The following is a 12,981-nucleotide window of genomic DNA, read 5'->3' on the forward strand; positions in this document are numbered from 1 at the left end:
CCTGAACCCAACGCCAAAGAGTTACCGATGCGCTCACAACCGCTAAAGGGATCCAACCTCACCACTGTCCGGGGCATCAACGAACGCCTCGTCTTGCACCTGCTGCGACTTCATGGCGCACTGAGCAAGGCAGAAGCAACGCGCATCACCGGCTTATCTGCCAATGCGGTCTCTGTGATTTTTCGGGCGCTTGAAAATGAAGGGCTACTGCTCAGAGGCAATCCGGTTCGGGGTCGAATTGGACAGCCTTCTGTTCCGATGCGGCTCAACCCCGACGCCCGGTATTATGTCGGGTACAAAATTGGCAGGCGCACCTTTGATCTGGTTGTCGTTAACTTTGTTGGCGAGGTGCTGTCCCGTGAAACAGCGGTCCATGACTACCCGACACCCGCCAATACCCTGCAATTTTTGGAAAACAACCTGAGTTCCCTGCTGCAACACGCAAACATTTCAGCGGACTCGGTATCGGCACTCAACATTGCCATGCCGTTTGAGCTCTGGAGTTGGACATCCGACTTCGATGCGCCGATCCAGGCCATGAACGAGTGGCGCGAATTCGACCTTGAAGCCGCAATAAAGAAAAAGGTTGATTGGCCTGTGACCGTCCAGAACGATGGTACCGCCGCTTGCAGGGCCGAACTGATGTTTGGCCCCCCTTTGGAGGTACAGGACTTTGTGTACCTGTTTGTAGGCACCTTTATTGGCGGTGGTATCGTACTGAATGGCGGGGTTTTTCCGGGTCGGCGCGGCAGTTCCGGGGGCTTCGGGCCGATGCGTATACCCGACGAACCCGGTGGTGAACGGTTGGTCGACCATGCGTCTCTGGTCGTGCTCGAACACATGGTCGCTCAGCGAGACCCTGAACTGGCCCGGAATCTTTATTCACAAGAGGCCGACTGGTCACAACTGGAACCGGAGCTCAGCCAATGGCTTGAACGGGCGGGTCGAAGCCTGGCCCATGCCATTGTGTCGGCTCTTGCGGTCATCGATTTTGAAACCGTGGTTCTTGATGGTGCTTTCCCGGACGCCATACGAAACCGCCTGGTAAAAACGGTTGAAGCAAATCTGGATAAACTGGACTTGCAGGGTGTCGAACGGCCAACACTAAGCGCGGGCCACTTTTCATACCTGGCCAGAGCCGTTGGCGCGGCGGCCTATCAAATATCGACCGAATACATGATTGATCAGAATACGCTATTGCGTGAGACGCCCTCTACCATCTTCAAATCCTGACCAGGGTGCAATGGATTGGATCATGCCGGCATTATTGACAGGCTCTGCGTTCACCGGCGGTTATTCTATCCCCAGCCTCCTTGCAAGCAGCCGTTCCAGCTCTTGCTGGTCCGATTCAAACCCGCGAATACCCTCAGCCAGTTTTTCAGTTGCCATGGCATCCTCATTCATCAGCCAGCGGAACTCGGCTTCTGAAAGGGGGTCTGGCCGTGTGTCTCGCTTCGGATGGTCAGCCAGCATTCGCGATACCTGCCCGTCACTTTCGTCCAGTTCGCTCAATAGCGCCGGGCTGATGGTCAACCGATCACATCCACTCAGAGCCAGTATTTCTCCAACGTTTCGAAAGCTTGCACCCATGACGACGGTGGGGTAATCCAACGCTCTGAAATACTGATAAATCGAGCGAACAGACTGAACACCCGGTTCCTGCTCCGGCTCAAACGTCACCTCTGGTTCAGCCTGTCGATGCCAGTCGAGTATACGGCCCACAAAGGGCGAGATCAGATACGCACCCGCCTCTGCGCAGGCGCGAGCCTGCGCGAAATTGAAGATCAGCGTCAGGTTGCATTGAATGTCTTCCTGCTCCAGTACCCTCGCTGCCATTATGCCTTCCCAGGTCGCCGCCAGCTTGATCAGAATCCGATCTTTGGGGACTTCGGCTTTCTGATAAAGTGCTACCAATCGACGGGCTTTTTTCAGGCTGGCGTCTACGTCAAATGACAATCGGGCGTTCACTTCGGTTGATACCCGACCGGGTACTTGTGCCAGTATGTGCTGGCCCATGGCCACGATGAGCCGGTCAGCCAACTCATCAATTGCTTCAGGTCCACTGAGACCCAGCTGCTGAACGGACGCTGTCAGCGAGTCGATCAGCGAATCGTATTGTCCCGACTGCACTGCCTTGAGAATCAATGAGGGGTTCGTTGTAGCATCCTGCGGCTTGAAGCGTGTAATCGAAGCCAGGTCACCGGTATCAGCGACCACCGTGCTGTAGTGTTTAAGTTGTTCCAATAAAGACGACATTATTTTCCCCGGTACCGCTCTTCAGCGGGTTGCCATTGATGTGCATCATCGTTCACGTGAACAGAGACATTGCCATGTAACCCATGTACAACACTCAGGTATGTTCCCCAAGGTCCAGCCCCGCGGAAATACTGTTTTCAAGCACCAGCCGTGCGTTCTTTAAGTCGTTGTCCTGAACTTTTCGTTGCGCTTGCTCCGAGCTATAACCAAACCCAAGCCACCGATCCGTCAGGCGTTTTTCAAGGGTTTCCAGACTCGGGGTCAGAAAAACGGTCGCATCAAACAGATCCGTCAGCCCGTCCCAGATGGGTGCATCCAGCAATAAATAGTTCCCTTCAAATACAACGATCGACGTTGTCGACTTCAGCAAACCGGCGTCAACCAGAGAGCGATCGAGCGAACGGTCAAACAGAGGGTAGTGAATGTCTCCGACGTCGGTCCGGGCCGCGACGACAAGTTCGTATAAGCCACCAACATCGAACGTTTCCGGGGCGCCCTTGCGTTGCAACAGCCTCTGTTGAATCAACAGCTCGTTGTCCAGATGAAAGCCATCCATGGGCAACAGCGCAGCATGATCCGGGTTGGCGGCACGCAGGTTTAACGCCTGCACCACCGCGTCTGCCAGCGTGGACTTACCCGACCCGGGCGGGCCGGCAATGGCGACCAGGGTTCGCCGGTCCGTCCGGGTGGCGCGGTCAATATGATCAACAATTGCATTGCAGTAAATTGGAATACTCGCCATTGTTCAAACCCCTGCGGTATCCGTCTCGGGCTCTTTGGCACCGGTCATGAAAGCCACGGCGTCGCTCATAGAATAGTCGGCCGGATCCAGCACACAAAGGCGTTTGCCGAGCCGATGAACGTGAATACGGTCAGCCACTTCGAACACATGCGGCATGTTGTGACTGATTAGAACAATGGGAATACCGCGTGCCCTGACTTCACAAATCAGTTCCAGCACCCGTCGACTTTCTTTCACACCCAGAGCTGCCGTCGGCTCATCCAGAATGATCACCCGGGAGCCGAATGCAGCCGCCCGCGCAACGGCAACACCCTGGCGCTGCCCGCCCGACAAGGTTTCAACCGGTTGCCGGATGTTTTGAATGGTCATCAGGCCCAGTTCATTGAGCTTCTCGCGGGCGAACGACTCCATGGCCGGCCGGTCCAGCTGACGCAAGACCTGCCCCATGAAACCGGGTTTTCTCAGCTCACGGCCCATGAACATATTGTCAGCGATCGACAGGGCCGGTGACATGGCCAGTTGTTGATACACGGTTTCGATCCCCTGCTTTCGAGCATCCAGTGGAGAGGAGAAATGCACTTGCTCTCCATCGAGATACACCTGACCAGCATCAGGAATTAACGCACCCGAAATCGCCTTAATGAGCGTTGACTTTCCCGCACCATTATCACCAATTACCGCCAGTATCTCACCGGGGTAAAGCTCGAAGTCACAATGGTCAAGTGCGGTAACCCGGCCGAACCGCTTAACCAGGTTTTTTGCCTGAAGAATAGGGGCTTTTGAAGCACCCACAGACTGCGTTGACGTCATCATCACACTGTTGCCCTCCTGATCCATTGATCCACAGCGACTGCGCCGATGATCAGCACACCGATCAGCAGGTAGGTCCACTGGGCGTCGGCGCCCATTAACCGCAAACCCAGAGTGAATACGCCCACTATCAGAGCACCATAAAGCGTGCCGAGAATAGAGCCGCGCCCACCAAACAACGATATGCCACCAATCACGACAGCGGTAATGGATTCAATGTTGGATAACTGACCGGCGGTGGGAGATACCGATCCCAGACGGCCAATCAATGCCCAGCCGGCAAACGCACAAATCAACCCGGACAGCATGTAGACTGACAAGATGACCCGGCCGGTTTTTACGCCAGATAATTCAGCAGCCTCCTTGTCATCACCGACGGCGTAGACGTGTCGGCCCCAGGCGGTGTGTCGAAGAGCGTAGGCCAGTACGAACGCTAGCAGCACCATAAAGACAACACCGTAAGTCAGTACTGCGCCCCCCAACTCAATCTTCGTACCGAAAAACTGCAACAGAGGTGCATGCGTTTCAATATCCTGAGCGCGTATGGTTTCGTTTTTTGAATAGAGAAAATTGGTGGCCAGAACAATCTGCCACATGCCCAGCGTCACAATAAACGGGGGCAGCTTGACCCGGGATACCAGCATCCCGCTGATCATGCCGCACAACATGCCACACAACAGACCGCAAAAAATACTGACCGGTACAGGTATGCCATAGCGAAAGGTGAACTGGCCCATCACCACGGACGACAGCACCATGGTGGCACCGACCGAGAGGTCAATACCCGCCGTAAGAATGATCAGACTCTGAGCCGCGGCGATGATGCCAACGATCTGCACCTGCTGCAAAATCAATGTGAGTGCAAACGGCGAAAAAAACCGGGTTCCCAGCAACAGCCCAAACACAGCGATGGATAGCAATAGCACCACCAACGGCACCAGAGACGGATTCAGGTGCAAGGTGTGCTGAAGCTTTTTGATAAATCCGGTCCGGTCGTCTTCAAACGAAGCGACCGTATCCGAGGCGCTCGCTACTGACGACTCGTTAGTCGACCTGTTGGAATCGGAGTTGGTCATTGGGACCTCTCATGAACATCTGCGTATCGAGTTTACAGGGGCCGGTGTTCGCACAGTCAAACACAGAAAACGACAGCCCCCACCGGGTCAGAGAGCCATGGGGCTCTTTGACCTGTTCCGGTGCATCACAACAGCGTACTCAGCCCCAGCAACGATCCATGCCTTCGGCAATGGAGATGGACTCAACACCGTCGACCGGGTCGCCTGTGACCAGAGAAACACCGGTATCAAAGAAGTCTTTGCCTTCTGTCGGCGCAGGCTTGGTGCCATTCTCCGCCCACTCCAGAATCGCCTCCATGCCCAGCGATGCCATTTGCAGCGGATACTGTTGCGCGGTTGCGCCAATCACACCGTCACGAATGTCAGCAACACCCGAGCAACTGCCGTCGACCGATACGATGAGCACGTCATCTTCACGGTTCATGGACGCCAGCGCCTGGTAGGCACCTGCGGCGGCCGGCTCGTTGATGGTGTACACCACATTGATGGTCGGATCTTCCACCAGCAAATTCTCCATCGCCCGACGACCACCTTCTTCATTTCCGTCAGAAACATCATGGCCGACAATGCGCGAGTCGGTCTCATCGCCCCAGCGGTTCACATCGCCTGTATCAATGCCAAAGCCAGTAAGAAAGCCCTGGTTCCGCAATACGCCGACGGAGGGCTGGCTCACATTGATGTTGAGCAGGGCAATCCGTGCGTTTGCTGCTTCGCTACCCAATTGCGCTGCGGCCCAGGCGCCGATCAGTTCACCAGCGACGAAGTTATCGGTCGCAAAGGTTGCATCAGCGGCCGAGGCCGGGTTCAGCGGAGTATCCAGAGCAATAACCAGTAGACCGGCGTCACGAGCCTGCTCGACCGCTGAAACGATGGAGGAGGTGTCAGAGGCCGTCAGCAAAATGCCGTCGGCACCATCGGCAATGCAGGTTTCAATCGCCTGGACCTGGGTTTCGTGATCGCCGTCGATACGACCGGCAAACGACTTGAGTTCCATGCCAAGCTCTTCGGCCTTGGCTTCTGCGCCTTCACGCATCTTGACGAAAAAAGGGTTGGTGTCCGTTTTGGTGATCAGACAGGCTCTGGCCGTCGGGGTATGAGCGCCTGCATGAGCCTGGCCAGCAATGGCACCGGTAACGAGCAATGCTGCGACAGCAGCCTTAGTGGTAATCGTCATGGTTATCCTCCGGGATACTTATTGTTTTAACCCTACTTATTAATTCATCAGTAAGTATTTATTATTGTGCGGTAACACTCGTTTACCGCTTTATACTTAATGATGTTTTTCAAGGCATTTTTGAGGCCGATACCGCCTGCCACGTTTAACCTTGATAGGCAGATCATACGACGATGAATGCTCCTGTCAATAACATCTTTTAAATGAATTAGTCATTAAAACCAGCCTCCTTACTGCGTCAGGTTAGCCGGTCAGAGGGTAAAACCGCCCAGTCGGCCTCGGCAAACTCGCCGATCGGGCGAATCTCACAGAAGGGCGCTGCGCTGCGAATAATCGCCGCAACGTCCGGGTTGTGATGTTGCTCCATCGCATCCCGTTCGGCTTTGCTGTCCCATTCGGCAATGGCAATCAGCACCGAGGGGTCATCCAGTTTGCGATGCAGCCGGGTACCCCGCGCGCCCGGTGCCTGCTGAATCAGCTCACTGGCACGCACCCAGGCGTCGGCGTAGTCCTCGGCGGTGTAGCCCGCCTTGATGTGCACTTCGAACAAATAAAGCATCCGGATTCTCCGTCCAATGGTTCAAGTAACATCATTTCTACCAGAGACTGGCAGACAGTTCATGCACCAAAGGTAGCCTCTGACAGGGAAACACCGCTATGCTCACCTGGTCACTATAACCATAATCCTGGAGGGTTCGAGCCATGCGCATACTATTCACCGGAGGCAGCGGCAAAGCGGGCAAGCACGCCATCGCCCATTTGATAGAACAGGGTCACCGGGTGACCAATGCCGACCTGGTGCGGCTTGATATGCCTGGCGTTGATTCACTGCAGGTTGATTTAACCGATGCTGGCCAGGTGTTCAATGCCCTCCATGCCTATGCCGGTTTTGACGAACTCGAGCCCGGAACCGGGGTACCGGCGTACGATGCGGTGGTACACTTCGCGGCGATCCCTGCCATTCTGTTTCGGCCCGACAACGAAACCTATCGCATCAACACGCTCAGTACCTACAATGTGTTGGATGCCGCCACCAAACTCGGCATTCGCAAGGTGATTTTTGCGTCTTCTGAGACCACCTACGGCATTTGCTTCGCCGATGGTGAAAAAAAGCCCGACTACATTCCCATCGATGAAGAACACCCCACGGTTCCCGAAGACAGTTATGCCATGTCTAAGGTCGTCAACGAAGCGACCGCTCGCTCTTTTCAGGCACGCACCGGCATCGACATCTACGGCTTGCGCATCAACAACGTGATCGAGCCGCACGAGTATAAAACTAACTTTCCCGCCTTCATGACAGACCCGGCACTGCGCCGCCGGAACATATTCGCCTACATCGATGCACGCGACCTCGGCCACATGGTCGACTGCTGTCTGAAAACAGATGGCCTGGGTTACCAGGTATTTAACGTCGCCAATGACGACCTGTCTGTCGGTATCAGTACCGAAGAAGTGATCAGCCGTTTCTACCAGGGTGTACCCAAAAAGCGGAACATGGGAACTGATGAGACCTTTTACGCCAACAACAAAGCTAAACAGCTGGTTGGCTTTTCGCCCGCACATTCGTGGCGGGACGTATTAAAACCGTAGCGATAAGCCCGACATAAAGGGGCCCTGGCTGGCGATTGAAAAAATAAATCGCCGGTTTGGGCCAATCGTCCCCACCCTATGGGTAACTCCATTAATAAAGGACGATTCAGATGAGTAAGATCCTATTCGTATTGACCAACTACAAATACCTGCTCGACGGCAAGCCCACGGGCTTGTGGCTCGAAGAATTCGCTGTACCGTATTTGGCCCTCATAGATGCAGGGCACGAAGTCGAGGTAACCTCTGTCACCGGCGGTGACGTGCCCATCGACCCGAACAGCACGCCCACTGAAGAGCAGGCCAACCAATGGAAGCCGGCCATGGCCAAGTTAAGCGCCACCCCGGCATTCACCAGTATCAACGCCAAAGAATACGATGCCATCTACCTGCCCGGTGGCCACGGCACCGTATTCGACATGCCCTACAACCTGGCGTTACACGATACTCTGTTTGACTTTCACCGGTCGGGCCGGGTGATTGCCAGTGTCTGCCATGCGCCGGCCGTCTTTGCCGGCATGTATGACGAACATGGCACACCCTTTATCAAGGGCCGCAAGATCGCTGCCTTTACCGATGCGGAAGAAGCCGCTGCGGGCGGTACCGAGACCGTGCCCTTCTTGCTTGAGTCACGGCTGAAAGCCCTGGGGGCTGATCACAAGGCAGGGCCCGACTGGCAGCCACACGCGGTGCAGGATGGTCAACTCATCACCGGGCAGAACCCTCAGTCTTCCGCTGAAGTGGCACATTTGCTTTTGACAGCGCTGAAATAAACCACCCACAGCCCGGGGAATCGTGGACGGGTCCACGCCCCCGGCACCCTCTTCCGTGTTGTTCATACCAGTGAACTATTGCCCATCATACTCATACTGGATGTCTGTAAGTTGCCCGCGCCAGTAGGGTTTCGGACCTTCGGGCAACAGCCAGGCAACTTCGCCCGAAGACGGCACAAGCATGCCGTCCTGTTCCCGGTAGTCCCAGAAAGTACCTTCCCAGGGCGTAGCGATCTGCGCGCCATTGACTTCGCGAAACCGATCCTCTGCGCGTACCGATTCAATCAGCCCCGCTTCATTAAATCGGATGGTCAGTGCGACTGAGGTTCCACTATCAGAGAGAATGGCGGTGGCACGGCGTTCATCTATCGCCTGCCAGTGAACACCCTGACTGGGCAACAGCGCTGTCGGGTACCAGGCGGACTCGGCAAAAAACCGAAGCAGTTCGCCCTGGTCCAACTGCGCCGAGGGCGGCTGCTTCATCACGGTGATCAACCCAAACAGCTTTGCCTGCAACAGACCCCGTCCCGCCACATAGGCATCAACAACGCAGACGCCAATACCCGGCACCATCCGGATATCAGCATCCCAGATGAAGCCTCTCGGGTGCGTCGACACGGTTTGCTGAGACGTGAAGGGTTGCCAGTTATCGTCAGACACGCCCAGATTGAAGGTACCGCGGTGTTTGATCCGAACGTGCCGAACCAGACGCTGACCGTCGGTCAACACCGTCTCGAAATACCGCTGAACCGGTTCCGGCAATCCCTCCAGTTCCCCACGGGAATAAACCGTGGTTTGCATTGCGGGCACAGCCTGAATGAGCTGAGCCTGAAGAGACTCTATGGTTGAATGCCAGCTCACCCGGCCAGCGATAAACACCGCCAGTACAAATAAGACCAACACCAGCAGCACAGTGATAACTAGTTTCAAGAGCATGGACTAGGTTTCTCCAGGTGGCCTGGCGTCGCCCGGAGCCTCCGCCTGAAGCAAATGTCAGATCATGGCCGGGCAGCCTCATGAGACGTTCGCCGGCCAGCTTACGCTTAAGCTCGATAAACATATTGACCCAGCTCAGGGAGTCACCACTTCTCACTATGACGGGAACGGTATTTCTCGCCAAAAGGTTAGATGGTTGGTATGTGTCTCGGCCTGTTTCAGGGTTAAGTGATATCCGGTAGCGCTCAAAGACGGAAAGATCAATGACTCTGAAATGTCAAAACCAGTCGGCGGCCAGAAGCACGGGTGCGGTGCTCCCCCAGATAAACACCCTGCCAGGTGCCAATATTGAGGCGGCCGTCCGTCACGGGGAGTGTCAGATGGCTGCCCAGCAGACTGGCTTTGAAGTGAGCCGGCAGGTCATCGGGTCCTTCGTAGGTGTGTTCATAGGGCGCGTTTCGGTCGGTATCGGGTGCCAGACTCTGAAAATAGCGTTCAAAATCACGACGCACGGCGGGGTCCGCATTTTCGTTTAACGTCAAACTGGCCGAAGTGTGCTTGATCAGAATGTGCAGCAAGCCTACTGAGGCCGAAGGCGCACTGCGCAGCGCCTCGTCGATCTCATCGGTGATCAGATGAAACCCCCGGGGCCTGGCGGCGAGTTGCAGTTCGTGTTGCCAGAAAATCATGATCTGCGCGATGCTCCTGTTCAGAGGTGAGTGACACCCACCTTAGACGACTCACCAATTTTAAGGCAATGCTGTCTTAAACAGTGATCTCACCACTGATCACGTCAACAACCTCGCCACCCACCCAGACATCACCCGCTGCTGCGCGCAACTGCACCCTCCCTGCGCGCTTCAGGCGGGTGCCCTGGGTCGCGACATAGGGCGACGGTAACAGTCCGGTCGGTATCAGCCATTGCGCCAGGCTTGCATTCAGGCTGCCGGTCACCGGGTCTTCATAGCCACCATTGCCTATCAGGGAGCGAACCTCGACCGTTGCATCGGCACCGGCATCATGCAGCCCGATAACGCCAAGATTCAGCGGAGCCAGCGACGCCCAGTCGGGTTCCAGCGCCAGCACATCGCGCGCGGAATGCAACATGATGGCACACCAGCCAGGGCCGTTATCCACCCATTGATGATGAACAATGTCGGATGGCGATAACGAAAGCGCCTTCATAATCTGGTTGAGTACATCCTGTTCAAGCGGGCCTGTCCGTATCAGGGGCGGCGCAGCGAACTCCAGGCGCGCCTCGTTGTTACGGATGCTAACCAGACCCACCTCGCACTGCTGGACGATACGGTCCTCATTCTTGGGCTTGCCACCGGTTGCCAGCCAGGCATGGCAGGCTCCCAGGGTCGGATGCCCGGCAAACGGCAGCTCAACTTCCGGCGAGAATATGCGTACCGCATAGTCTGCTTTCGGGTCGGTCGGTTTGATTAAAAACACGGTCTCAGACAAATTTGTCCACCGCGCGATGGCTGACATTTGCCCGGTACTGAGCGCATTAGCCCCATGCACCACAGCAAGTGGGTTGCCAAGAAACGGATCGGCTGAAAAGACGTTAACCTGCGAGAATGTGAAACAGGGCATCAAAGTGCTTCCTTGTTAGCATTAGTTAATATGGGCAACCCAGAGAACCCGGGTCATTGTCTAACGCACCTTCCTTAAGGCTGCCACTCGTGGGTGCAAACAGAAGCAAGTTAACTGGCATTCACCTGAGTTGACTCATCTTATCGTACTCCAGCGTTACTGATTTCCAATGGTCCTGCTACATAGTCTATCTTGGGCGTACGAAAACCCATAGCCGCCCAGGCACCAAAGAGTTTCCGATAGAAGGTGAGCGTATGGGTATTGGGGTTGGGTACATCACTTGGCAATTCGACGCCCTCAGGGCGGCTGCGGGTCATGGTTCTGATTTGAAGCGGCGGCAAATCGGCCGGTGACCAAAACGTTCCGTAGACACTCAACCAATGTCCATGACTGAATTCCAGAAACACAGGCGAGTTGCAGCAAATGGCTACGACACGGCGCGTTGGAGCGTTTTGGGACAATCGATATTCACGCAGTTGATTCTGCCCCCGGGTGCACAGAACACGGTCTTTCCGGTACAACACAAACCGGGTAGCGCCATTCTCATCCAGAATATCGGGAGCATCGGGCAACGCCTGCAAAACGGCCCCGCCTGCCTGACAATCCGTACAGAGACACTCAGCACTGATGATCGGCTCGCCCTGAACATCGAGTGCTACTTGCCCGCACCGGCAGGTCAACGAAGTTACCTGGGTCGTCATGATTGTGTGTCCTCAATTTTTCGCCAAACATCTGCTTGCCAATGTCAGTTGCAATCAACTCACTGGCCGCAACAAGGGAAAACGCCTCAATACTCGTTAAACCCTTTACCATCGAATATCTTGTTACGGCACTTATCGACACGAGCCTCACGTGTCTTCGCTTGCTTGGCGCCACCGATGTGTAGGTAGTAACTGCGCTGACGCCCGGGGGTCAATGCTGCAAATGCGTCCCTTAGTGCCGAATCTGAATCCATTGCTCGCTGCAATTCAATGGGAACAACGTAGTCTGCTGCTGTTTTAAAATCCACTCGCAGACCGGCTTTTTCAATCTCAATGGCTTCAAGGACGTAGGCTTTCAACACCGTTGCCAACTCAACCACTCGCTCAGCATCAGTAAACCGGATAACCCGGCCCGACTGGGTATTCTCACCGGGCGCGACCAACAGCCTGTGCTCATCCTTTAACAAAGCGCCTTTCATGAAACTGAGCACATAATTGGCTTTGAACGCACCAATCATGACCACATTTTGCCCGTTGTAGGTGTAGCAGGGCGAACCCCACTTACGCTCTTCAGTCAGCGGCGTATCTAACACCACCTTGCGCAACGCAACCAGCCCCTCCCTCCAGGTATTGACCTTACACTCAGGCGTGCCGACTTTGTCACACCGGCCGCAGCCATCCGCCATATAGTCATCCACCGCCGGGTTTTGGGTAATCATGGTCTTCGCTCTCCGGTTTGGCATTGCACTGATCAGTGTCGTCCAGCTCAGGCGTTTTGCCAGGAGCCTTGTTTATTGCCCGGCTTGCACCATCGCCTTAATCTTGGTGGCTTTCTCGAAATGATCCAGTGTGTGCGTCTTTATCCACCAGGAAGCGGCCTCCATCAACAGCTCCGGGTCGTCATTCTTGTTGGCAAAGAATGCGTAGAACGACACGCCAACGGTTTCACCTTTGGTTTGGATTTTTTTATCACACACCTTTATAACCTTTTCCCTCAATGCGGGCCGCATTCGAGCTTACTCCCTTTCACATAATCCTGAATCCGTAGGTTAATAATAAAAAAACGGCCTATAGCCCTCTATTTGCGCCGAATTTTGCTAAAATAGTCCCCTCAAATAGATCACCTACTGAGTGAGTAAATGAAGCGTTTCAAAATCGTACAATCCGATGCAGATATCATCAGTCACAGTGGCTTAGCACTGATTGGTCAAGCCGTAAATCGACACACCTATCTTACACAGCAAATTGACGCACTGGTTCCATTGCGCCACGGCATAAAACATTCGGATGTGATCAAAAGTTATCTAGCGATGCTATGTATTGG

General features: G+C 54.9%; 15 protein-coding genes and 1 pseudogene. 4 read left to right on the forward strand and 12 right to left on the reverse strand.

Going from position 1 to position 12,981, the window contains the following annotated elements:
- Window positions 1-27: 27 nt before the first annotated feature.
- Window positions 28-1,233, forward strand: coding sequence for an ROK family protein (locus tag G565_RS24570; RefSeq protein ID WP_051208131.1), 1,206 nt, complete (start codon window positions 28-30; stop codon window positions 1,231-1,233).
- 60 nt (window positions 1,234-1,293) lie between these two features.
- Here G565_RS24570 and tal read toward each other — a convergent pair whose 3' ends face one another.
- The 6 genes from tal to G565_RS0116610 form a co-directional block, all read right to left on the reverse strand.
- Window positions 1,294-2,256 carry a transaldolase gene (gene tal, locus G565_RS0116585; RefSeq protein WP_028671889.1) on the reverse strand — a complete coding sequence of 321 codons (963 nt, stop codon included), beginning with the start codon at window positions 2,254-2,256 and terminating at the stop codon, window positions 1,294-1,296.
- 94 nt (window positions 2,257-2,350) lie between these two features.
- Complete coding sequence (locus tag G565_RS0116590) at window positions 2,351-2,998, reverse strand: nucleoside/nucleotide kinase family protein (RefSeq protein WP_051208134.1); 648 nt, start codon at window positions 2,996-2,998, stop codon at window positions 2,351-2,353.
- Window positions 2,999-3,001: 3 nt separating this feature from the next.
- Window positions 3,002-3,811, reverse strand: coding sequence for an ATP-binding cassette domain-containing protein (locus G565_RS0116595; protein WP_245584205.1), 810 nt, complete (start codon window positions 3,809-3,811; stop codon window positions 3,002-3,004).
- Complete coding sequence (locus G565_RS0116600; protein WP_028671892.1) at window positions 3,811-4,884, reverse strand: ABC transporter permease; 1,074 nt, start codon at window positions 4,882-4,884, stop codon at window positions 3,811-3,813. Before G565_RS0116600 ends, G565_RS0116595 begins: the two co-directional genes overlap by 1 nt.
- 139 nt (window positions 4,885-5,023) lie before the next feature.
- Window positions 5,024-6,058, reverse strand: a complete 1,035-nt coding sequence (locus G565_RS0116605; protein ID WP_028671893.1) for a substrate-binding domain-containing protein — start codon at window positions 6,056-6,058, stop codon at window positions 5,024-5,026.
- Window positions 6,059-6,296: 238 nt separating this feature from the next.
- Window positions 6,297-6,617, reverse strand: a complete 321-nt coding sequence (locus G565_RS0116610; RefSeq protein ID WP_028671894.1) for an antibiotic biosynthesis monooxygenase family protein — start codon at window positions 6,615-6,617, stop codon at window positions 6,297-6,299.
- A 143-nt stretch (window positions 6,618-6,760) separates the two neighbouring features.
- Here G565_RS0116610 and G565_RS0116615 point away from each other — a divergent pair, with 143 nt between their 5' ends.
- A complete protein-coding gene (locus tag G565_RS0116615) occupies window positions 6,761-7,651 on the forward strand; it encodes an NAD-dependent epimerase/dehydratase family protein (RefSeq protein WP_028671895.1) in 891 nt (296 codons plus the stop codon).
- 110 nt (window positions 7,652-7,761) lie between these two features.
- Window positions 7,762-8,421 (forward strand): type 1 glutamine amidotransferase domain-containing protein, encoded by a 660-nt coding sequence (locus tag G565_RS0116620; protein ID WP_028671896.1) that lies wholly within the window; start codon window positions 7,762-7,764, stop codon window positions 8,419-8,421.
- A 75-nt stretch (window positions 8,422-8,496) separates the two neighbouring features.
- Here G565_RS0116620 and G565_RS0116625 read toward each other — a convergent pair whose 3' ends face one another.
- The 6 genes from G565_RS0116625 to G565_RS0116650 all read right to left on the reverse strand — a co-directional run bounded on the left by G565_RS0116625 (window position 8,497) and on the right by G565_RS0116650 (window position 12,667).
- Window positions 8,497-9,357 carry a DUF6920 family protein gene (locus G565_RS0116625; RefSeq protein ID WP_028671897.1) on the reverse strand — a complete coding sequence of 287 codons (861 nt, stop codon included), beginning with the start codon at window positions 9,355-9,357 and terminating at the stop codon, window positions 8,497-8,499.
- Between the two features lie 260 nt (window positions 9,358-9,617).
- Window positions 9,618-10,046: a secondary thiamine-phosphate synthase enzyme YjbQ gene (locus G565_RS0116630; protein ID WP_037339894.1), complete on the reverse strand. Its 429-nt coding sequence runs from the start codon at window positions 10,044-10,046 to the stop codon at window positions 9,618-9,620.
- A gap of 76 nt (window positions 10,047-10,122) precedes the next feature.
- Window positions 10,123-10,956 carry a PhzF family phenazine biosynthesis protein gene (locus G565_RS0116635; RefSeq protein ID WP_028671899.1) on the reverse strand — a complete coding sequence of 278 codons (834 nt, stop codon included), beginning with the start codon at window positions 10,954-10,956 and terminating at the stop codon, window positions 10,123-10,125.
- A gap of 140 nt (window positions 10,957-11,096) precedes the next feature.
- Window positions 11,097-11,657 (reverse strand): GFA family protein, encoded by a 561-nt coding sequence (locus tag G565_RS0116640; RefSeq protein WP_028671900.1) that lies wholly within the window; start codon window positions 11,655-11,657, stop codon window positions 11,097-11,099.
- 86 nt (window positions 11,658-11,743) lie between these two features.
- Window positions 11,744-12,376: a YdeI/OmpD-associated family protein gene (locus G565_RS0116645; RefSeq protein WP_028671901.1), complete on the reverse strand. Its 633-nt coding sequence runs from the start codon at window positions 12,374-12,376 to the stop codon at window positions 11,744-11,746.
- 72 nt (window positions 12,377-12,448) lie between these two features.
- Window positions 12,449-12,667, reverse strand: a complete 219-nt coding sequence (locus tag G565_RS0116650; protein ID WP_028671902.1) for a DUF6500 family protein — start codon at window positions 12,665-12,667, stop codon at window positions 12,449-12,451.
- Between the two features lie 129 nt (window positions 12,668-12,796).
- Here G565_RS0116650 and G565_RS27250 point away from each other — a divergent pair.
- Window positions 12,797-12,981, forward strand: a pseudogene (locus G565_RS27250) (IS1380 family transposase); the annotation flags it as partial.

The sequence above is a fragment of the Saccharospirillum impatiens DSM 12546 genome (assembly GCF_000423605.1).
GTDB lineage: Bacteria > Pseudomonadota > Gammaproteobacteria > Pseudomonadales > Natronospirillaceae > Saccharospirillum > Saccharospirillum impatiens.

What these genes read in the sequence shown, in the direction of transcription:
- G565_RS24570 (WP_051208131.1), top strand. Translation starts at nt 28, where the DNA reads ATGCGCTCACAACCGCTAAAGGGATCCAACCTCACCACTGTCCGGGGC.
- tal (WP_028671889.1), bottom strand. Translation starts at nt 2,256, where the DNA reads ATGTCGTCTTTATTGGAACAACTTAAACACTACAGCACGGTGGTCGCT.
- G565_RS0116590 (WP_051208134.1), bottom strand. Translation starts at nt 2,998, where the DNA reads ATGGCGAGTATTCCAATTTACTGCAATGCAATTGTTGATCATATTGAC.
- G565_RS0116595 (WP_245584205.1), bottom strand. Translation starts at nt 3,811, where the DNA reads ATGATGACGTCAACGCAGTCTGTGGGTGCTTCAAAAGCCCCTATTCTT.
- G565_RS0116600 (WP_028671892.1), bottom strand. Translation starts at nt 4,884, where the DNA reads ATGACCAACTCCGATTCCAACAGGTCGACTAACGAGTCGTCAGTAGCG.
- G565_RS0116605 (WP_028671893.1), bottom strand. Translation starts at nt 6,058, where the DNA reads ATGACGATTACCACTAAGGCTGCTGTCGCAGCATTGCTCGTTACCGGT.
- G565_RS0116610 (WP_028671894.1), bottom strand. Translation starts at nt 6,617, where the DNA reads ATGCTTTATTTGTTCGAAGTGCACATCAAGGCGGGCTACACCGCCGAG.
- G565_RS0116615 (WP_028671895.1), top strand. Translation starts at nt 6,761, where the DNA reads ATGCGCATACTATTCACCGGAGGCAGCGGCAAAGCGGGCAAGCACGCC.
- G565_RS0116620 (WP_028671896.1), top strand. Translation starts at nt 7,762, where the DNA reads ATGAGTAAGATCCTATTCGTATTGACCAACTACAAATACCTGCTCGAC.
- G565_RS0116625 (WP_028671897.1), bottom strand. Translation starts at nt 9,357, where the DNA reads ATGCTCTTGAAACTAGTTATCACTGTGCTGCTGGTGTTGGTCTTATTT.
- G565_RS0116630 (WP_037339894.1), bottom strand. Translation starts at nt 10,046, where the DNA reads ATGATTTTCTGGCAACACGAACTGCAACTCGCCGCCAGGCCCCGGGGG.
- G565_RS0116635 (WP_028671899.1), bottom strand. Translation starts at nt 10,956, where the DNA reads ATGCCCTGTTTCACATTCTCGCAGGTTAACGTCTTTTCAGCCGATCCG.
- G565_RS0116640 (WP_028671900.1), bottom strand. Translation starts at nt 11,657, where the DNA reads ATGACGACCCAGGTAACTTCGTTGACCTGCCGGTGCGGGCAAGTAGCA.
- G565_RS0116645 (WP_028671901.1), bottom strand. Translation starts at nt 12,376, where the DNA reads ATGATTACCCAAAACCCGGCGGTGGATGACTATATGGCGGATGGCTGC.
- G565_RS0116650 (WP_028671902.1), bottom strand. Translation starts at nt 12,667, where the DNA reads ATGCGGCCCGCATTGAGGGAAAAGGTTATAAAGGTGTGTGATAAAAAA.